The 17,912-nt window shown below is 68.8% G+C and carries 16 protein-coding genes; 3 read left to right on the top strand and 13 right to left on the bottom strand.

Translation table 11 applies throughout. The features are described 5' to 3' along the window. Positions 1-43 precede the first annotated feature (43 nt). The 6 genes from ACFZDJ_RS08330 to ACFZDJ_RS08305 form a co-directional block, all read right to left on the bottom strand. Entirely contained in the window at positions 44-1,258 is a 1,215-nt protein-coding gene (locus tag ACFZDJ_RS08330; protein WP_391057088.1) for a beta-ketoacyl synthase N-terminal-like domain-containing protein, read from the bottom strand. Continuing rightward, on the bottom strand, positions 1,255-2,526 hold the full coding sequence (locus tag ACFZDJ_RS08325; protein WP_101399151.1) for a beta-ketoacyl synthase: 1,272 nt from the start codon (positions 2,524-2,526) through the stop codon (positions 1,255-1,257). Before ACFZDJ_RS08325 ends, ACFZDJ_RS08330 begins: the two co-directional genes overlap by 4 nt. Further along, positions 2,523-2,852 (bottom strand): TcmI family type II polyketide cyclase, encoded by a 330-nt coding sequence (locus ACFZDJ_RS08320; protein WP_054237209.1) that lies wholly within the window; start codon positions 2,850-2,852, stop codon positions 2,523-2,525. Before ACFZDJ_RS08320 ends, ACFZDJ_RS08325 begins: the two co-directional genes overlap by 4 nt. Positions 2,853-3,017: 165 nt before the next feature. Continuing rightward, entirely contained in the window at positions 3,018-4,793 is a 1,776-nt protein-coding gene (locus ACFZDJ_RS08315; protein ID WP_391057085.1) for a biotin carboxylase N-terminal domain-containing protein, read from the bottom strand. Positions 4,794-5,155: 362 nt separating this feature from the next. Beyond that, positions 5,156-6,169 (bottom strand): NAD-dependent epimerase/dehydratase family protein, encoded by a 1,014-nt coding sequence (locus tag ACFZDJ_RS08310; RefSeq protein ID WP_391057082.1) that lies wholly within the window; start codon positions 6,167-6,169, stop codon positions 5,156-5,158. Between the two features lie 56 nt (positions 6,170-6,225). Beyond that, entirely contained in the window at positions 6,226-7,419 is a 1,194-nt protein-coding gene (locus ACFZDJ_RS08305) for a ScbA/BarX family gamma-butyrolactone biosynthesis protein (protein ID WP_391057079.1), read from the bottom strand. Positions 7,420-7,893: 474 nt separating this feature from the next. On the opposite strand from ACFZDJ_RS08305, the gene ACFZDJ_RS08300 reads away from it, so the two are divergent. Further along, complete coding sequence (locus ACFZDJ_RS08300) at positions 7,894-8,688, top strand: response regulator transcription factor (protein ID WP_168509673.1); 795 nt, start codon at positions 7,894-7,896, stop codon at positions 8,686-8,688. A gap of 232 nt (positions 8,689-8,920) precedes the next feature. Continuing rightward, complete coding sequence (locus ACFZDJ_RS08295) at positions 8,921-9,541, top strand: ScbR family autoregulator-binding transcription factor (protein WP_168493607.1); 621 nt, start codon at positions 8,921-8,923, stop codon at positions 9,539-9,541. 696 nt (positions 9,542-10,237) lie between these two features. Here the strand turns inward: ACFZDJ_RS08295 and ACFZDJ_RS08290 are convergent. Beyond that, positions 10,238-10,843 (bottom strand): TetR family transcriptional regulator, encoded by a 606-nt coding sequence (locus ACFZDJ_RS08290; protein WP_390932753.1) that lies wholly within the window; start codon positions 10,841-10,843, stop codon positions 10,238-10,240. A gap of 312 nt (positions 10,844-11,155) precedes the next feature. Between ACFZDJ_RS08290 and ACFZDJ_RS08285 the strand changes: the two genes are divergently transcribed. After that, a complete protein-coding gene (locus tag ACFZDJ_RS08285; protein WP_391057077.1) occupies positions 11,156-12,358 on the top strand; it encodes a histidine kinase in 1,203 nt (400 codons plus the stop codon). Between the two features lie 276 nt (positions 12,359-12,634). Here ACFZDJ_RS08285 and ACFZDJ_RS08280 read toward each other — a convergent pair whose 3' ends face one another. From ACFZDJ_RS08280 to ACFZDJ_RS08255, 6 genes are all read right to left on the bottom strand, one after another. Beyond that, positions 12,635-12,775, bottom strand: a complete 141-nt coding sequence (locus ACFZDJ_RS08280) for a hypothetical protein (RefSeq protein WP_391057074.1) — start codon at positions 12,773-12,775, stop codon at positions 12,635-12,637. 92 nt (positions 12,776-12,867) lie between these two features. Further along, on the bottom strand, positions 12,868-13,617 hold the full coding sequence (locus ACFZDJ_RS08275) for a hypothetical protein (RefSeq protein ID WP_391057071.1): 750 nt from the start codon (positions 13,615-13,617) through the stop codon (positions 12,868-12,870). A 13-nt stretch (positions 13,618-13,630) separates the two neighbouring features. Further along, positions 13,631-14,515 (bottom strand): DNA-processing protein DprA, encoded by an 885-nt coding sequence (locus ACFZDJ_RS08270; RefSeq protein WP_391057068.1) that lies wholly within the window; start codon positions 14,513-14,515, stop codon positions 13,631-13,633. Between the two features lie 335 nt (positions 14,516-14,850). Beyond that, positions 14,851-15,345 carry a hypothetical protein gene (locus ACFZDJ_RS08265; RefSeq protein WP_391057066.1) on the bottom strand — a complete coding sequence of 165 codons (495 nt, stop codon included), beginning with the start codon at positions 15,343-15,345 and terminating at the stop codon, positions 14,851-14,853. A gap of 113 nt (positions 15,346-15,458) precedes the next feature. Then, a complete protein-coding gene (locus tag ACFZDJ_RS08260) occupies positions 15,459-17,390 on the bottom strand; it encodes an alpha/beta hydrolase (RefSeq protein ID WP_391057063.1) in 1,932 nt (643 codons plus the stop codon). Continuing rightward, positions 17,387-17,848, bottom strand: a complete 462-nt coding sequence (locus ACFZDJ_RS08255; RefSeq protein ID WP_391057060.1) for an amino acid ABC transporter permease — start codon at positions 17,846-17,848, stop codon at positions 17,387-17,389. Before ACFZDJ_RS08255 ends, ACFZDJ_RS08260 begins: the two co-directional genes overlap by 4 nt. Positions 17,849-17,912 lie beyond the last annotated feature (64 nt).

The following is a 17,912-nucleotide window of genomic DNA, read 5'->3' as shown; positions in this document are numbered from 1 at the left end:
TCAGTCGGGGGTCTCGGGGCGTTGGGGGCAGAGGGAGCGCCGGTCAGTCCACGGCGCGGACCACGACGGCCGAGTTGAAGCCGCCGTAACCGCGGGCCAGGACCAGGGCGGTGCGCACCTGGGCGGTGCGCGACTGGTTGAGGACCAGGTCGAGGCCGTACTCCTCGTCGGGGTTGATGTGGACCGTCGGCGGGATGAGGCCCTCCTCGATGGCCAGCAGCGCGGTGGCGACGTCGAGCGGGGCCGCGCCGGAGTACAGCCGGCCCGTCATCGTCTTGGGCGCGGTGACCGGGACGCCCCGGACCCCGAAGACCGCCGAGATCGCGTCGGCCTCGATACGGTCCAGCTCCGGCACGCCCGCCGCGTCCGCGAAGACCACGTCGACGTCCTCGGGGGCGGTGCCCGCGTCGGCGAGGGCGAGCTCGATCGCCTTGCGCAGGGCGGGCTCGCGGTCGCTGCCGGGCCGCGGGTCGAACGTCGAGCCGTAGCCCGCGATCTCGCCGTAGATCTTGGCGCCGCGCCCGCACGCCGACTCGACCGACTCCATGATCAGGATGGCGCCGCCCTCGCCCGGAACGTATCCGGCCGCGTCGGCGTCGAAGGGCAGGTAGGCGCGGGTCGGCTCGTCGCTGGTGCTCAGCCGGTCGCCGGCCATCTGCGCCACCCAGCCCCAGGGGCAGATCGACGCGTCGACGCCCCCGGAGACGATCATCGGGGTGCCCTTGCGGATGAGCCGCCGGCCGTGCGCCACCGCGTCGAGACCGCCGGCCTCGTCACTGACGATGACGCCGCTGGGGCCCTTGAGCCCGTTGCGGATGGAGATCTGACCGCTGTTGACGGCGTAGAACCAGGCGAAGGACTGGTACGCGGACACGTACTGGCTGCCCTGGCTCCACAGCTTCTCCAGCTCGCCCTGCCCGAACTCGAAGCCGCCCGAGGAACTGGCCGTGACGACGCCCATGTCGTACTCGGGCAGTTCCTTGGGGTCGATGCCCGCGTCCGCGAGCGCCCACTCGGCGGCGACCAGCGCCATCCGCGTCATGTGGTCGGTCTGCGGCAGCAGCCGGCTCGGCAGCACGTCCGCGGCGACGAAACCGGGCACCTCGCCCGCCAGGGTCGACGGGTAGGAGGACGGGTCGAAGCGGGTGACCCGCCCGATGCCGTTCTTGCCGGTCCGGGTGGCGGCCCAGTAGTCCTGTGTGCCCAGTCCGTTGGGGGCGGCGATGCCCAGACCGGTCACTACCACCGTGGTGGTCATGCCACGCTCCTCTCGGGACGCGCCAGCACCATGGCGCTCTGGAATCCCCCGAAGCCGCTGCCGACCGTGAGCACCGCGTCGGTGAGCTGCTCACGGGCGACCAGCGGCACGTAGTCGAGGTCGCACTTGGGGTCGGGGGTGGTGAGATTGGCCGTGGGCGGCACGACGTGGTTCTCCATCGCCAGCGCGGACGCGGCGATCTCGATGGAGCCGATCGCGCCGAGCGAGTGCCCGACCATCGACTTGATCGAGCTGACCGGGGTCCGGTAGGCGTGGTCGCCCAGGCTCCGCTTGAACGCCTCGGTCTCGTGGCGGTCGTTCTGCTTGGTGCCCGAGCCGTGCGCGTTGATGTAGTCGATCTCGGTCGGGTTCATCCTGGCCTCGTCGAGCGCGACCGTGATGGCCTCGGCCATCTCCGCCCCGTCCGGGCGCAGACCCGTCATGTGGTACGCGTTCGAGCGCGTCGCATAGCCCGCGATCTCGGCGTAGATGTGCGCGCCGCGCCGCTTGGCGCTCTCCAGCTCCTCCAGGACGAACACGGCGGCACCCTCACCGAGGACGAACCCGTTGCGGGTCCCGTCGAAGGGGCGCGAGGCGCGCTCGGGTACGTCGTCCCGGGGCGTCGTCGCCTTGATCGCGTCGAAGCACGCCATCGTGATCGGCGAGATCGGGGCGTCGGACGAACCCGTGATCATGACGTCGGCGGAGCCCTCGCGGAGCAATTCCACGGCGTGCCCGACCGAGTCGATGCCGGACGTGCAGCCCGTGGAGACCACCGTGTTGGGGCCCTGCGCGCCCACGGCCCACGCGACCTCGGCCGCGAAGGAACTGGGGACCAGGTAGTTGTACAGATGCGGGGCCGTGTAGGCGTGGTCGACCAGGTGGAGCCGGCCGCCGTCGCTGACGACGTTGTACTCCTCGTCGAGCCCCATGGTCGCGCCGACCGCGCTGCCGATGGTGACGCCGACGCGGTACGGGTCGTAGGCGTCGATGTCGATACCGCTGTCGGCGACCGCGCCGCGGGCCGCGACCACCGCGAACTGCGCGGCGCGGTCCATCCGGCGTATCTCCTGCGGGCGCAGTCCGTGCTCCGCGGGATCGAAGTCGATCTCGGCGGCGACCCGGGAACGGAACGGGCTGGGGTCGAAGAACGTGATGCGGCGGGTGGCCGTACGGCCCTCGCTCAGCAGGTTCCAGAAGTTCTTCGCCCCGACACCACCGGGGGCGAGCACCTCGATACCGGTGATGACAACTCGTCGGCCGGTCACGCGGACGCCTCCCAGTTGTAGAAGCGTGTGGCCATCGCGTCGGCCGGGGAGCGCCAGGTGGCCGGGTCGTACGCCTCGATGAACGGCTTCAGGTCCTCGCTGATCTGTATGAAGCGGGGGTCGTGCCGGGCGTGCTGGATCAGCTCGCCGCCGTTGTCCGCGTCGAAGTCCTGGAGGTGGAAGTACAGACCCCGGTACTGGAAGAGCTGGCGCCGGCGCGTGCCCATGCGGTGCGGCATTTCCGTGTCGTCGAAATCACCGAAAATCTTCGCGACGTCGACGCTCGACCCGGGATCCATCCGAGCCACAATCAGCGTGCTGTACATACGTTTCCCTCTCCTCGGGGCCCACCACACAACAGTTGACGAAAGCTCTTATTCAGTATCTTGGGCGGTACGAGCGGTTTCAATATTCCCCGTGTCAGGGAATTGTCAGACCGGTTCAGAATTTCGCTGGAGAATGCCGGGCAATGCCAAGCAATGCCGGGGAATTCAGCTGGTGATTTCGCACATGGCGGCGCCCGAGGCGACGGACGCGCCCACTTCGGCGGTGAGACCCTTGATGGTGCCGGAGCGGTGGGCGTTGAGGGGCTGTTCCATCTTCATGGCCTCCAGGACGACGACGAGGTCGCCCTCCTTGACCTCCTGGCCCTCCTCGACCGCGACCTTGACGATCGTGCCCTGCATGGGCGAGGCGAGCGTGTCACCGGAGGCGACCGGGCCCGACCTCCTGGCGGCGCGGCGTTTCGGCTTGGCGCCGGCGGCGAGGCCGGTGCGGGCCAGCGACATGCCCAGCGACGAGGGCAGCGAGACCTCCAGGCGCTTGCCGCCGACCTCGACGACGACGGACTCGCGGCCCGGCTCGTCCTCCGCATCCGCCGCCTCGGCGAGGTCGGTGAAAGGCGGGATGCCATTGGCGAACTCGGTCTCGATCCAGCGGGTGTGGACCGTGAACGGATCGGTGGAACCGGTCAGTTCGGGGGCGAAGGCCGGGTCCTTGACGACCGCGCGGTGGAAGGGCAGCGCGGTGGCCATCCCGCCGATCTCGAACTCCTCGAGGGCGCGGGCGGCGCGCTGGAGCGCCTGCTCGCGGGTGGCGCCGGTGACGATCAGCTTGGCGAGCAGAGAGTCCCAGGCCGGGCCGATCACGCTGCCGCACTGCACACCCGCGTCCAGGCGGACGCCGGGACCGGAGGGCGGCGCGAAGGTGGAGACCGTGCCGGGGGCCGGAAGGAAACCCCGGCCGGGGTCTTCGCCATTGATGCGGAACTCGAAGGAGTGGCCGCGCAGGGCGGGGTCGCCGTAGCCGAGTTCCTCGCCGTCGGCGATGCGGAACATCTCGCGGACGAGGTCGATGCCGGCGACTTCCTCGGTGACGGGGTGTTCGACCTGGAGGCGGGTGTTGACCTCCAGGAAGGAGATCGTGCCGTCCATGCCGACGAGGAACTCCACGGTGCCGGCGCCGACGTAGCCGGCTTCCTTGAGGATCGCCTTGGAGGAGGAGTACAGCTCCGCCACCTGGTCGTCCGACAGGAACGGCGCCGGGGCCTCTTCCACCAGTTTCTGGTGGCGGCGCTGCAGGGAGCAGTCGCGGGTGGAGACGACGACGACGTTGCCGTGGGTGTCGGCCAGGCACTGGGTCTCGACGTGGCGGGGCTTGTCGAGGTAGCGCTCGACGAAGCACTCGCCGCGGCCGAACGCGGCCACCGCCTCGCGGACGGCGGAGTCGTAGAGCTCGGGGACCTCTTCGAGGGTGCGGGCGACCTTCAGGCCGCGTCCGCCGCCGCCGAAGGCCGCCTTGATCGCGATCGGCAGCCCGTGTTCCTGGGCGAAGGCGACGACCTCGTCGGCGCCGTTCACCGGGTCGGGGGTGCCCGCGACGAGGGGGGCTCCGGCGCGCTGGGCGATGTGGCGGGCGGCGACCTTGTCGCCGAGGTCGCGGATGGCCTGCGGGGGCGGGCCGATCCAGGTCAGGCCGGCGTCGAGGACCGCCTGGGCGAACTCGGCGTTCTCCGACAGGAAGCCGTAGCCCGGGTGGATGGCGTCCGCGCCGGAGTCCTTGGCGGCCTGGAGGACCTTGGCGATGTCCAGGTAGCTGGTGGCGGGGGTGTCACCGCCCAAAGCGAACGCCTCGTCCGCCGCCCGGACATGCGACGCGTCCCTGTCTGGTTCCGCATACACGGCAACGCTCGCGATCCCGGCATCCCGGCACGCCCGGGCCACGCGGACAGCGATTTCGCCACGGTTGGCGATGAGCACCTTGCGCACGATGAACCTCCCCAGACTCCGCTCGGAGCCACAAGACTGTTCGAGTGCGCACTTCCCCTTCAATACGGTCCGTTGCAGAACTGGGTCAGAATCCGCAGACCCGGGGCAGCATTTACCGGAAGAGGAAAGAAGAAGGTCAGGCCTCCGTCAAATTGCCGGACCCGGCGGACGGATCCGCCGGGTCCGGAAAGAAAAGGAATGCGCCATTCCGGGGAGAATTTCGAGGGGCGTTCGGGAGGCGTTCCGGGGTGGCGTCCGGGAGACGTTCAGGAGACGTTCAGGAGGCGTTCAGGAGGCGTTCAGGGGCTGCGTTCGGGAGGCACTTCCCGCCGCCCCACAGGGTTTCGCGGGCCCGTACTCGGTCAACCGTCCAGCAGGGCCTTGCGGTACCAGGGTGCCGCGAGGGGGAAATCGGTGTCGAAGCCGGCGCCGGGTGCGCGACGCAGGTCGGACCAGAGCGGGGTGCTGTCGAAGACGTGGTCGGTGGTGAACATGTCGAGCCCGGACGCAGGCACGCCCTTCTCGGCCAGGACCGCCCGGGCTCGGTCGGCGGTCAGTTCCCGGTCCGGCCAGTCGGTCCCCGTGCAGTCGGCGACCGCGCGCAGGAGGGTGTCCACGCGGAGGGGCTCCGGGTGGGTGGCGTGGTAGACGGAGGCGGTCAGGTCGGCGGCGGGGGCGAGCGCGGTGGCCACCAGCAGCGCGGCCAGTTCGGGTGCGGCGATCACGGAGGTCCGGGCGGGCCAGCCCTCCACCGTGCCGGGCAGCACGCGCAGCATCCGGGTCAGGCCGGGCACCACCCACCTGTCGCCCTCCCCGTACACCAGGTGCGGGCGCAGGACGACACCGCCGGCCGCGAGGACGGTGTCCTCGGCCGTGGCCCGGGTGAGGGACGTGGGCGAGCCCGGGTTGCGGGACAGTTCTTCGGGCCGGTCGCCGCGGAAGGTGCCACGACCGTAGACGGACGCGGTGCTCAACTGGACGATGCGCGCGACCCCCGCGCGGCGCGCTTCCTCGATGAGCGCCGCCGTGCCACGGGCGTTGACGGCCTCGTTGACCTCGACGCCGCCGCCGATCTGCGAGGCGCAGTGGATCAGGACGTCGACTCCGTCGCACACCCCGCGCAAGGACGCGGGGTCGGTCAGATCGGCCCGTACGACGCGAGCACCGCCATGGGCCGCAGGGCCCTCCTGGGCCGGAGGACCCTCCTGAGTCGCAGGACCCTCCTGGATGGGAGAGCCCTTGTGGAGCGGGGAACCGGAGCCGAGCAGGGGACTGCGATGGGACATGAGCCTCAAGTCGGCCCGGTACCGGGCCGCTTCACGGGCGACGTGTCCGCCGACGAATCCGGCGGCGCCGGTGATCAGGATGGTGGGCACGGGTCTGTCTCCTCGGGATGGGGACGCTCTCCCAGGCGTACGGAGGATGCGCGGGCTCAGCGACCGCGCGGGCTCAGGACGAGCTCGGCGGTGAAGACGGTCTCAGCGTGCTGCGTACCGCGCACCCGCACCAGTACGCCGCCGTCCGTACCGTGCGGTTCGGCCTGCGGCTCGATCCAGCAGGGTGCGTCGAACTCGGCGTAGCGCGCGAAGTTGCTCTTGAGGCCCACCAGAAGGGCGTCCGGCATCCCGGTCGAGACGAGGGCGGCCTGCCGGGCGGCTTCCAGCAGCACCATGCCCGGTATGTGATCGACGGGGTGGTCGAAGAAGGTGGGGTGGGCGATGTCGACGCGCAGTTCCCAGCGGTCGCCGGTACCGGAGACCGATCCGGGCTCGGACTTGAGCTCGGACTTGAGCTCGGACTTGAGCTCGGACTTGAGCTCGGACTCAGGCCTGGACTCAGGCCTGGACTTGGGCTCGGCGAGCAGCACGTGCCGGTCGTCGGAGTGTCCCACCGCGGCCGGGTCGATCGCGGGCGGCACGACGCGGTCGGTGGTGGTGGGCCGGCCGGCTCGCAGCCTGCGGTGGACGGCGGGACTGGTGCAGCTGAACGCGGCGCCCGCGGTGGCCAGCGCCCTTCCGTCGCGCAGCACGGTGACGTCGTAGCGCATACCGCCGAGCACCCGGCCCCTGCGGACGATGTCGCGGCAGACGGTGCGCAGTTCGACTTCCGTGGGGACGGCGTCCGCGACGAGGAGTTCGGGGGAGGTGCTGAAGAACATGTCCCACATCAGGAACTGGTGCCCGAAGGGGACGCCGAACTCGGCGTGTGCGAGCAGGGAACCGATCTGGCGGACGGACTCGATCAGGAGCATCGGGTCCTGATAGCCGCCGGACTGGGTGAAGAAGGAGTGGCTGCGCGGCCACTGGGCACTGACCGCGAACTCGTCCGGCCGCTCGGGTCCGGCTGGTTCGGCGGCGGCCTCCCAGCCGGTCAGCAGGACTTCCGAGACGGCGGCGCGATGGACGTACTCGCGCGGAACCGTCGTGGTCAGCCGCGGCGTCAGAGTTCGCGCGGCGGTCTGGACGGAGGCTTTGACAGAGGCCTGGGCAGAAGCCTGAACAGAGGCCTGAACGGCGGGTTGAACAGCGTTTCGAGCAGCGGGTCGTGAGGCGGTTCGTGAGGCGCTGGTGCCCACCGTCGCGACGTCGTCTTCGACGGACACACGGGTGGAGGTGGTGTACGACATGTACGGCACTCCTGTCTGGTTCCGAGCAGGGGGCAGCAATCCGTACCGCCGGCAGCCACCCCCCGTGGCCGACGTTCTCTCGCTCACACAAGATACAGACATGTCTGTTCGGTTTTTCAAGTAAAGCTTTAGCATCCTTCGAGCGATGAGCCGTCGCTACGGGCCGGTACAGCACGATTGCGCCACCCGGGACGCCTGATCTTTCAAACCGTGCAGACCTGCATGGTTATCGCCAGAGACACGCGCCGGACAAGGGGGTCCACCCTGACCGCAACCTGCCGGAAACATGACCTTGAAGCATCGAATCTCTCTACATACACGCAGGTCAGCGTGGGTAGATTGGAAATGGTACAGACCGACGCGCGGGGGATTTCGAACGCGTTGACAATCAGACAAGTCTGTTTGCTATCGTCCTCATTGTGAGAGTTCAGCAGTCCGTTCCGTGATGACGAGACTGTGCCTCAGGAGGAGCAGATGAATCGGCAAGCCGTGGATCTACTCGACGCCCGATCGCAGCGCAATCTTCCGCACCGCCCCACGATTCCCCAGCCCGGGCGGGCCGTTGCCCCACAGACGGCCGCCGACCACCCCGGCCCTCCGGCCGGAGCACTGCGCGTCCTGGTCGTAGAAAACGATGTCAGGGCCGCCGACTCCCTCGTCCAGGGCCTGCTGCGGCAGGGGTACGCCGCGCAGAGCGTGGCCACCGGCACCAAGGCGCTCCAGGCGCACCGCGATGCCGATCTCCTACTGCTCGACCTGGACCTGCCCGACCTGGACGGGCTCGAGGTGTGCCGGGGCATCCGGGCGGTCTGTGACACCCCGGTCATCGCCGTCACCGCGCGCGGCTCCGAGCTCGACCGGGTGCTCGGACTACAGGCCGGCTCGGACGACTACCTGGTCAAGCCGTACGGCTTCCGCGAGTTACTGGCCCGGATGGAGGCGGTGATGCGCCGGGTGCGTCAACAGCCCGCCGCCGCCCAGGTCATCACCCACGGGCCGCTGCGCATCGACGTCGGCACCCGGGTGGCCACGCTGAACGGGAAGCCGGTGGACCTGACCCGCAAGGAGTTCGACCTGCTGCATCTGCTGGCCTCGCAGCCCGGCACCGTCATGCCGCGACGCCAGCTCATGGCGCAGGTCTGGGACGACACCTGGTCCCACCGCGGGCGCACCATCGACACCCACGTCAGCAGCCTGCGCGGCAAGCTCGGTTCAAGCAGTTGGATCATCACTGTACGCGGTGTCGGTTTTCGGCTCGGCCACCCCTGAGCGGCACCCGCAGGCCGTACGAGAACCACGTGAGGACCGCTCGACGACCCCATGAGGACCACTCGATGACCGCTTGACGGCCACGTGAGAAGCACTCGAGGAGCGGCCGAGGACCGACCGAAAATCGAGCCAAACCGGAAGCAAATACTCCCGCCTACTGACGGCGTGCCGCCTTGCCGATACAATACAGACCAGTCGGTAAAATTCCAGTGGGCGAGAGCAAGGACCTGGTATGGCCACACAAGAGCGCGGGACGAGGTCGAGGCACTCGATCCTGGAGTCCGCGGCCCGCGTGTTCGACGAGCGCGGCTACGACGCGGCGAGCACCAACGACATCCTGGCCCGTACGGGCCTCACTCGAGGCGCGCTGTACCACCACTTCCCTTCCAAGGAAGCGATCGCCGTGGCCCTCGTGACCGCGCACAGCGAGGCGCTGGTGGTGCCGGACCAGGCGGTGAAGCTCCAGGCGGTCATCGACCTCACCCTGGAGTTCGCCCAGCGTCTCCAGCGTGATCCGGTACTACGGGCCAGCGTGCGGCTCGCCGTCGAGCAGACGTCGTTCTCGCGGCCGCCGCAGACGGCGTACGAGCAGTCCGGCGCCGCCATACTCGCCCTGCTGCGGCAGGCCGAGGAGCAGGGCGAGATCCTGCCCGGCGTGGACATCCAGGAAGCCACGTCGACCATCGTCGGCGCCTTCACCGGCCTGCAGTTGATGTCCCAGGTCTACAGCAACCGCGAGGATCTGCCGGAACGCATCGGTGCGTTCTGGCGCTTCGTGCTGCCCGGTCTGGCCACGCCCGGCATGCTCGGCCGCCTCCGCACCGTCCCGCCGCCGGCCCACGAGCCCGCCTGACCCGCGTCCGGCCCGCCCGGCCGCACCCCTGAACCCGACAACCTCACAACCAAGCCCGCACCCCGCGCCCCCGCACCGCCCGCCGAACAGAACACGGCGCCCCGAACGCGAACTCCGGGCAGGTCCGCCTCACCCGTGAGGGACCCCAGCCCGACTCCTCACGCCGGGCCAAGCCCTCTCACCACGGGTGCCCTTCGCATGCCGTCCCGTTCACGGGCACGCCCCGCGACGGACCTCCGAAGGCCGAGGGCCTGTCCCGACCCCGGCCCCCGGACAACACCCGCTCCGGACCAACCCCGTCACCGCAGGCGCCCTCTCGCGCCGCCCCGAACACGGGCACACCCCGCAACCGGCCTCCGAGGGCCCCACCCGCACCCGGGCCCCGACACGTCACCGAGCTCGGGCCTCGTTCCCCCGCGCGCAGCCCAGCCGGGCTCCAGCCGCCTTCCAACTCCGGGACGCGGCCGATGTCCCCCGGGCCCTGGGCCGCGTACCAAGCCCAGGACCATGAACCCGCCCGGGGTTCGCGACTCCCCACCGCTGCCTCACCCAGGTCGAGAGACGGCCCCTGCCCCCCGGCCCGGCCGAGCTGCGCTCGCCGAACCTCAGGCCAACTCGGCCCGGAAGGGGAGACCTTGAGAAAGTCCCAGAGGCCCGCGCTCACGACTTCAAGACGTCAGGCCCCCTCAGGCCCCCTCAGACCCCCTCAGACCCGCTGCTCACCCGCCGTTCCTCCTCCGCCCGCCCCTCCCCGGCCAACGAGAACAACGGGCGCAACAACACCCACAACCGCTTGGACGTCTTGGGGTCCCACCACTCCGCGTCCGTGTGCCCGAGCGACTCCAGCCCCGCGGCCACCACCACCGCCAGCTCGGCCAGATCCTCCGGCGCCGGCACGACGTCCCGGTGCGCGTCGACCACCCGCCTGCGCACCAACGCCAGTACGTCGTCACGCAACCGCGGGGGGCCCGCCGACCCGTCCATCGCCAGCTGTATGCCGGCCCGGACCAGTTCCTCCGTACGCAACGCCTCGCACAGGGCGACCAGGAGGCGCTCCGGGGCATCCTCCACGGGCCCCTCGAAGGCCTCGTCCATCAGCGCGACAACCCGCTCGTACGCCTGCTCGTACACCGCGGCCGTCAACTCCGCGGTGGAGGAGAAGTGGTGATAGAGAGCCCCCCGGCTCACCCCGGCCCGGCGGCAGATGTTGACCAGTCCCGCATCGGAGAGCCGGCCGTTCGCTATCAGTTCCGCCGCGGCACGGACGAGAGCCTGACGGGTCTGTTCGGACCGGGTCTGCATCAGGCTGCACCTGCCTATTCCTGCTCTTGGCATGAAGGAGCGCGCGGGTGCCCTGAGGGCGCCAGCAACAACCGGAATCATACAACCATGCATGTTTTAGTCGACAGCCCCGTGAACCCAGACCTCCATCCAATCCCCATAAATCCTGCAGCTCTTGCCCATGGACGGCCTCTTGGCGGCCGGACGATCCCGTGAGCACAGCCCATCCGGAACCCCCTCCCACTCTTGACAATCAGACAAGTCTGTTTGTTACGTTGGCGATGGCCACGTTGCCCCCGGCACCCAAGCGTCACCCGAGCGTTGAGGAGTCCGATGAGCAGCACGACCGCCCCCACCGCGCCCACCTCCACGACCGCACCGACCGGCCCGATCCCCCCTGTCACCGCGACCATCCCCCTGGTCGGCAGTGGATTCGGCGAAGCCCTGCACGAGGGCCTGGTCCGCGCGGCGGCCCGGATGTCGCCCCACCCGGGCCACTCCCCCTCAATGTCGTCCGCCGCCACCCTGGGGTCCTGGGAGACCGGCGCCGTCCTGGACCGCTTCACGGCCCGCCTCCCCACCGCACTCGCCCCCGCCGAGGCGGAAGTGCCCACCCTGCGCACCACGCTGACGGAGTTCGCCCGCACCGCCCTGGCCCGTGCCGCGGACACCACCCCCGCTCCCACCCCCGCGCCCATCGCCCCGCCCGTCGCCTCCCCGCACCAGGTGGCCGCCGCGGTCGCCCTGCTCCTCGAGTGCGCCCTGCTGCACGTCCTGGAGAACGGCATCGCGCACCACGAGAGCGCGCTGCCCCGCGCGGTCGCGGTCGTCCGGCGCCTCGGCGAGGTCGTCCGGGAGTCCGGGGAGGGCATGTGGTCCGGCGACGACGGCCGCGGCGAGCGCCGCCGGCTGGCCCGGCAACTGCACGACGAGCTGGGCGGCGCCCTGTCCCTGGCCCGACTCAGCCTCGACGCCGCGGCGACCTGCGCCCCCGGCAGGACCGGCTCACCCACCCCCGGCGCTCCCGGCACCGTCGCCGCCCACCTCGCCACCGCCCAAAGGGCACTGGCCGCGGCGGCCAGGGAGAACCAGGCGCTCATCGACGGCGTGCGCCACCGCGCCGACCTGCCGCCCCTGCGCGAGGCCCTGGAGGCCTTCCTCGCGGGCCCACGTCCCCGCGACGGCCGCCGTATCCAGACCTCCGTCGAGGTCATCGGCGACGAGTGGACCCTCTCCGAGCGGCACCGGGAGGAGACCTTCCTCGCCCTGCGCGAGGCCCTGCGCGACCGCCTGGCCCGCTCGGGCGCGCGCCGCGTGGACACCGTCGTACGCATCACCAGGCGCTGGCTGTACGCGAAGGTGACCGACGACGGCCACGGCCCCGCGGGGGGTTCCGCCGACTCCGCCGATTCCGCGCGGGCCCTGCGCTCCCTCACCGACCGCGTCGAGGACCTCGGCGGCCGCACCGGCATCACCCCGGGCACCCCCACCGGCACCCTGCTGGAGATCCACCTGCCCCTGCGCAGACACCCCTGAGCCCCGCCCGACAAAAACTGAGAGACAGAACACACTCCGACCAGCACCCCGGCCAACCCCACGTCAACCCACCCGGACCCGGCCCGGCGCGCCCGACCCCTGCCCGTACCGGAGACACGGAAAAGGGCCCATCGTCTTGACGATGAGCCCTTTTCGCTGGTGAGGCACCGACGGAACTCGCTGGTCAGGCGGAATCTCGGGCACCTTGAAGATCGTCTCCCACGCTATTCCCTCGGTTTTCCCACGCTCCTGGTCAGGAGCACACAGACGGCAACGTCACATCAGCAGTCCGTTGCTCTCGCCGCGCTCGCCGTGAACCACTCGCTGCCATACCGGCGACGGCACGTCCGCCGCCAGCACAGTGTCCAGCGCTCCCGCACCGCTTTCGCGGACAAGGTCGGAGGCCTCTTCGTCCAACGGGAAATCACCCTGCAGAACATCGCAGTGCTGGGCTCGATGCCTGGCTGTCCAGGCAGATAGGTCGCCGTCGGCTCTGGCCGGCTGCGGGTTCAGGCGTGGTTCCAGGGGCGGAGCACGCAGGCGTCCCAGGAAAAGCGGCGCAGTCGCGCCTGTTCGACAAGCGTGGCGGTATCGCCGTAGGAGGCGTTCAGATGCCGTCCGAGAACGACGATGGCCACGCTGCCCGCACCTGCGGCCTTCAAAGCCGTAGCTGCGGACTGGGCGTGGCTGCCAGTGGTCCAGGTGTCATCGATGAGCAGGACGTTCTCGCCCCAGAGCGCCGAGGAGGTGTAGCGCGCGATAGAGGCGGTACGGCCGAGTGCGGCTGCCTCCGGCGCCGGGGTGAGCAGGTCGCGGTAGCGATTGCGGATGACGCCGACCATCTCGGCGGTCATGGTGCGCAACGGATGGCCTTCGCGGCCACTGGTACTGGGGACCGAGGTGACGATGTCAAAGCCGGGTACCGCGCAGTGGTCCGCGATGCAAGCCTCGTGCAGGGCGAGGAAGCGCCACAGAACGGCTGCCAGCCCCATTCGGAAGTACTGTTGCTGGGGACCTGCGGCGTTTTTGTAGCGCCACAACTCGTTGGCGTACTGCTCGCCCTTGAGGGCCAGGCTCACCGGGACCACAGCGTCGGCCATGCCCGTGCCGAGAATGCTGCTGGCCTGCTGGCACGGCCAGCAGGTGGGGTAGCCGGGCTTCGCCGGGCCGCGGCAGATCTGGCAGATGCCCGGGCCGGGCAGTAAAGGGTGAACGAGGAAGTTGGCGTAGCGGGCGGACAGCCCGACGACGGATGCCACCCGGGTCCGCCGGTTACGCCCAGGTCAGCTCGCCCGTGGCCGGGACGAGGGAGTCGAGCTCACGGAAGACGTCGTCCGGGCCGTCGATGACGGTGGTGTTGGGCCTGGTCGCGTACTCCCGCGCCCATTCGTGGGTCATGAGGGAGCGCATGAGGAAGACCCGGCGGCCGTGTTCCAGGGCAAGGCGAGCCTGCATCCGGGCTCCGCTGCGATAGGCCGCCTCAACCACGACGGTGGCCAGGCTGTAGCCGCTCATCACGGCGTTACGCATGGGGAAGGACACCTTCGAGGGTGGCGCATCCGGCCAGAACTGGGAGATGACCAGCCCCCGCTCGGCGATCTCCTGTTGCAAGCGCGCGTTCTGGGCCGGGTAGGTGCGACGCAATCCGGTGCCGATGACTGCGACAGTACGGCCGCCGACAGCGAGCGCGGTGCCGTGCGCGGCGGCGTCGATGCCGGCGGCCAGGCCACTGACCACCGTGACACCGCGCTCGGCGAGCCCTCCCGCGATGGCACGGGCGTGGGCGATGCCCTCCGGGGTTGGAGTGCGGGTTCCGACGACTGCGACCCGCAGGTCGTCCTCGATGGAGGTACCGCGCAGAAAAAGGAACGGTGGGCGCTGGTGAACCAGCCGCAGATAGAGCGGATAGTCCTCATCCAGGATCGTCACCAACCGCATACCCTCGCGTTCCCAGGCGGCGATCTCAGCGGCGACGGCATCCAGGTCCGCGGCGGGTTCGGTGTCGAAAAGGGCGCCCTGACCTGCTGCGTCAAGCGCGTTCTCCAGAACCTCGCACGCACTCCCGACGGTCTCGATCTGGTCAGTGAGCTCGGGCCATGCGCGATCGCCACGCCGCAGCAGTGCGACGAGGGCGGCTCGCTCCAGCACATGGTCCATGGCTCGAGTATAGAGATGGCTCCATGGTCAGTCGCCCAGTTGGCAAGGTACTCAGCTATTTCGTTCCCGCGGTGAAAACGACCGTGTCACGTGTACCCCCACCGTTCTGGCCGACCACTCAACCAATTTCTAATGCGCCGGTTGTCAATATGATCTGCCGTAAGCGGTCGTGCCACAGCCGGCCAGCCAAGCATCCTCGCGCCCAAAAAGAGCCCTCCATACTGTCAGAGCACGGTATATCAGGCGGCCTCCAGCCTGCGGCAAGGCTCTGAACCGATCTGATATTCCTCGGACTCTGCCGATCGATACTGCGTCGAGAGATAGGCTGCCCTGGTTCAGTGCTCACCCGCCGACGCCGTTGGCGAGGTGGATGAAATCGGGCTGGTCGCCGACCAGAATTCGGATCGGACGTTGGGGCGGGGGATGGGGTAGTTGTAGTCGGGCCCGTTGGGGGAAGTCGTCGGGTCTGCCACCTTGGACGGCTTGGCACATGGAGAATCCACCTCGAAGGCGACCTGCCCCGCTCCGCCCACAACTAGGGAAATCCCGAATCCGTCAGACGACTGAGCGAAGATGGCGGGAAATTTCTCGCTCTTGTTTACGGATTTGATTCGGTATCCGCTCTTTTCCCAGAACCGCTGCACGACTCCAAGGAAGTTTCCTCGGCGCTCCTTGGAGATGATGGTCATCACCGTGCGCGAGCGAGACACATCACAGCTACCCGTGGAAGTCCCGCTGTGAGTCCAGTGCACTTCGGGCTCGATGGCGCCCAAGGTCGCATCGAGCATGGCATCCGCGCGTTCCGCTGCTTGCTGCATGGTGATATTCATGGTCGGTCCCCGCCTTCCACCTGAAACCTGCTTTGCGGTATCCTGCGCAGCGCCGCAACCGGCCAGCATGACAGCAGCCGCCGCAACAGTCGGAAGCGTCCTCCATAGTTTCTTCATCGAGGTCGTTCCACTCCAATATTCTCGGACTGCCCCGCCACAATCAGAGCGATGTTATTGGCGGACTCTTTATCTTTTTCCGGGTTGAAGTAATTTGAGTGAGCTGGCGCCGGATCGTGGGTCGTCGGTCTTGGCCCGTCGTCCACGTGGAAGCGGTGGGCACCGAAGTCCCGGCTCGCCGGGTCGGTTCCGAACCAGATCTCGTCGGGATCAGTCACGCCGTCCCCGACCTTGTGACCGACGACTCCGCCCACAGCTGCGCCAGCTGCACCGCCGACCAGGTCCCCGAGATAGCTTCCCGACTCATGCCCCAAGACGCTTCCCGCAACAGCACCGATCCCGGCGCCGACCACCATGCCACCCGCTTCCCTGTGGTTGGGAAGCATTGTCACAGGGTCGTTGTCGGCCGCGCCTACGAAGACGTGATTCTTGCCGACGTTGAGATCCTCGGCATGGTCTGCACCTGTGCCAGGGCTGCCTACAAGGATGATGTCATCGGCACCCGGGATGCCGCCATCGTGCTGTGCTGCCTGTCCAACGGTGAGTGAGCCGTAGGAGTGACCAATGGCGGTGATGTGGGGGTCGGCATGCTCGTTCGTGGCCGAGATACCAGCCATGAAATCGTTGTAGGTGTTCGCTCCGGCCTTGGCATCGTCCATGGAAACGACGTCCGCGTTGTGCACGAACTCTGAGGCCGGCATTTGCGGGGCGTCATACCCCAGCCACACGATCGAAGCACTTGAGGGGTCGTAGAATTGAGCCTCTTGGGCCGTGTCACGCGCCCTCTTGAGATCGTTCTTGGCGAAATCTGCATCAAGAGCCGTGCCCAGACCCGGAACATAAGTCGACACATTCTTCGACGTGTCTGGGTTTCCGTAACTGACAATGGCCCGACCGTTGCCCTCGTCTCCGATTCCGAGTAGGTACATCGGCGGGAACTTCGGATCCGGGTGCTTCAATTGGTAGTCAATCGACTTCAGCCCGTCCAGCATCGTCTTCGAGCCCTCGTCGTGCTGCCCCGAGAGTTTTCCGATGAGCAGCTGAAGATTCTCCCGGTTCGCCTCGTCTCGCGCCATGGCCGGGATGCCGTCCAGGTTCCCGATCACGTTTGGGTAAGTCGCCAGGTATTCCTCCCGCTGTTCCCGCGTGAGGTGGTCCCACCATTCCTTGCGTGCGGCAGCGGACTTGTCGAGCGGGATGTCGTCTGTCAGGTAATCCGCTGCCGACCGTACGGCCTGAGCGTCGGCAGCAGCGTCGGCCCAGGTCTTCGCGTCCACCGTCAGCCCCGGTCCTGCCTTCAGCTTGCTCAGCGCCGGGCGGTAGCGTTCGTCGATCTCCCGGGCCTCGCGCAGGGCGTGGGCGACGCGGTCGGCGATGTCCTGCGCCTTGGCGTGGTTGGGGTTGGGGTTGATCAGGCCAGGTCCCCCCGGACCACTGCCCGGCGTGTACAACCCCCTGTCGCCAGGTGCGTACAGCCCTTTGTTCCCCGGGGTGAGGGTGCCGTTGTTGCCCACTACCGTTCCGCCGGGGATCTTCTCGCCGGTCAGGTCGTTCTTACCGGCCTCCGGGTACCCGACGCTTCCGTCGTCCTGCACCGTGTACGACAGGCCGGCGGCATCGTCCAGAGCTTCCTTCAACCGTCGCTGAGGGGCGGCAAGTTCGGTGGAGAGACCGTTCACCGAGGTCCGGATCAGTCCGCACTCGGTACGGATGTAGTGGTAGTTGCGGCTCAGCTGGTTCAGACGCCGGATGGCGGCCTTCGCCGACTCACTCTCCTGCGTCTTTGCCAGGCTGCCGGCCATCTCGGCATCGACGCGTTCGGCCGCGGCATCGGCGTGGTGCGAGACCTTGGCCCAGCCGTCGGCCGCGTCATCCAGTTCCGACAGTTTCAGGTCCCGCAACTGCTGCCAGGTCAGCACCGACGTCACCGGTGCTTGCCCCCCTCCGACACGTGCACAGCGCGGGCCTTGGCGGCCACGGCACCGTCCACCTCACCCAGGTCCCGGGCGACAGCGCGCAGTTTGGGTTCCAGGGATTCGCACTCGTCCCGCACCGACTCCAGTCGCTTCTCCCAGGAGGTAAGTACGGTCTTCAACGCACTCAGGCTTGCCAGGCCCGCGGCGCCCTTCGACACACCCGTGTGGCTGGACTGCAGGCCGTTCTTCGTGGACTGGGTGCTGATTCTCAGGTCGTCCGCCGTGCCCGCAGCGCGGCTCCACGGCCCGTTCGAGTGCCGCAGAGTGCCCGAGCCGCCGCCCGTCCCGGTCATCGACCCGCTCGTGGGAGTACTGCCGCCGGGATCGGCCGGCAGCTGGTTGAGCTGCATCTGGGTGGAGTGGCGCTCGGCCGCCGCGGCCTTGATCTGTTCCCACTCGTCCCACGCCACCAGTGATCCCTCCCCCTGTACGCCTCCACGGCGCTACCTGAGCCTGCTGTTGCGGACGCTACCC

The sequence above is a fragment of the Streptomyces sp. NPDC007896 genome (assembly GCF_042959425.1).
In the GTDB taxonomy this organism is placed as follows: domain Bacteria; phylum Actinomycetota; class Actinomycetes; order Streptomycetales; family Streptomycetaceae; genus Streptomyces.
Note: the sequence above shows the minus strand (reverse complement) of the source record. Positions and strands in the feature narration are given on the sequence as shown.

Coding starts and splice junctions, on each gene's coding strand:
- ACFZDJ_RS08330 (WP_391057088.1), bottom strand. CDS start 1,258: ATGACCACCACGGTGGTAGTGACCGGTCTGGGCATCGCCGCCCCCAAC.
- ACFZDJ_RS08320 (WP_054237209.1), bottom strand. CDS start 2,852: ATGTACAGCACGCTGATTGTGGCTCGGATGGATCCCGGGTCGAGCGTC.
- ACFZDJ_RS08305 (WP_391057079.1), bottom strand. CDS start 7,419: ATGTCGTACACCACCTCCACCCGTGTGTCCGTCGAAGACGACGTCGCG.
- ACFZDJ_RS08300 (WP_168509673.1), top strand. CDS start 7,894: ATGAATCGGCAAGCCGTGGATCTACTCGACGCCCGATCGCAGCGCAAT.
- ACFZDJ_RS08295 (WP_168493607.1), top strand. CDS start 8,921: ATGGCCACACAAGAGCGCGGGACGAGGTCGAGGCACTCGATCCTGGAG.
- ACFZDJ_RS08290 (WP_390932753.1), bottom strand. CDS start 10,843: ATGCAGACCCGGTCCGAACAGACCCGTCAGGCTCTCGTCCGTGCCGCG.
- ACFZDJ_RS08285 (WP_391057077.1), top strand. CDS start 11,156: ATGAGCAGCACGACCGCCCCCACCGCGCCCACCTCCACGACCGCACCG.
- ACFZDJ_RS08270 (WP_391057068.1), bottom strand. CDS start 14,515: ATGGACCATGTGCTGGAGCGAGCCGCCCTCGTCGCACTGCTGCGGCGT.
- ACFZDJ_RS08265 (WP_391057066.1), bottom strand. CDS start 15,345: ATGAATATCACCATGCAGCAAGCAGCGGAACGCGCGGATGCCATGCTC.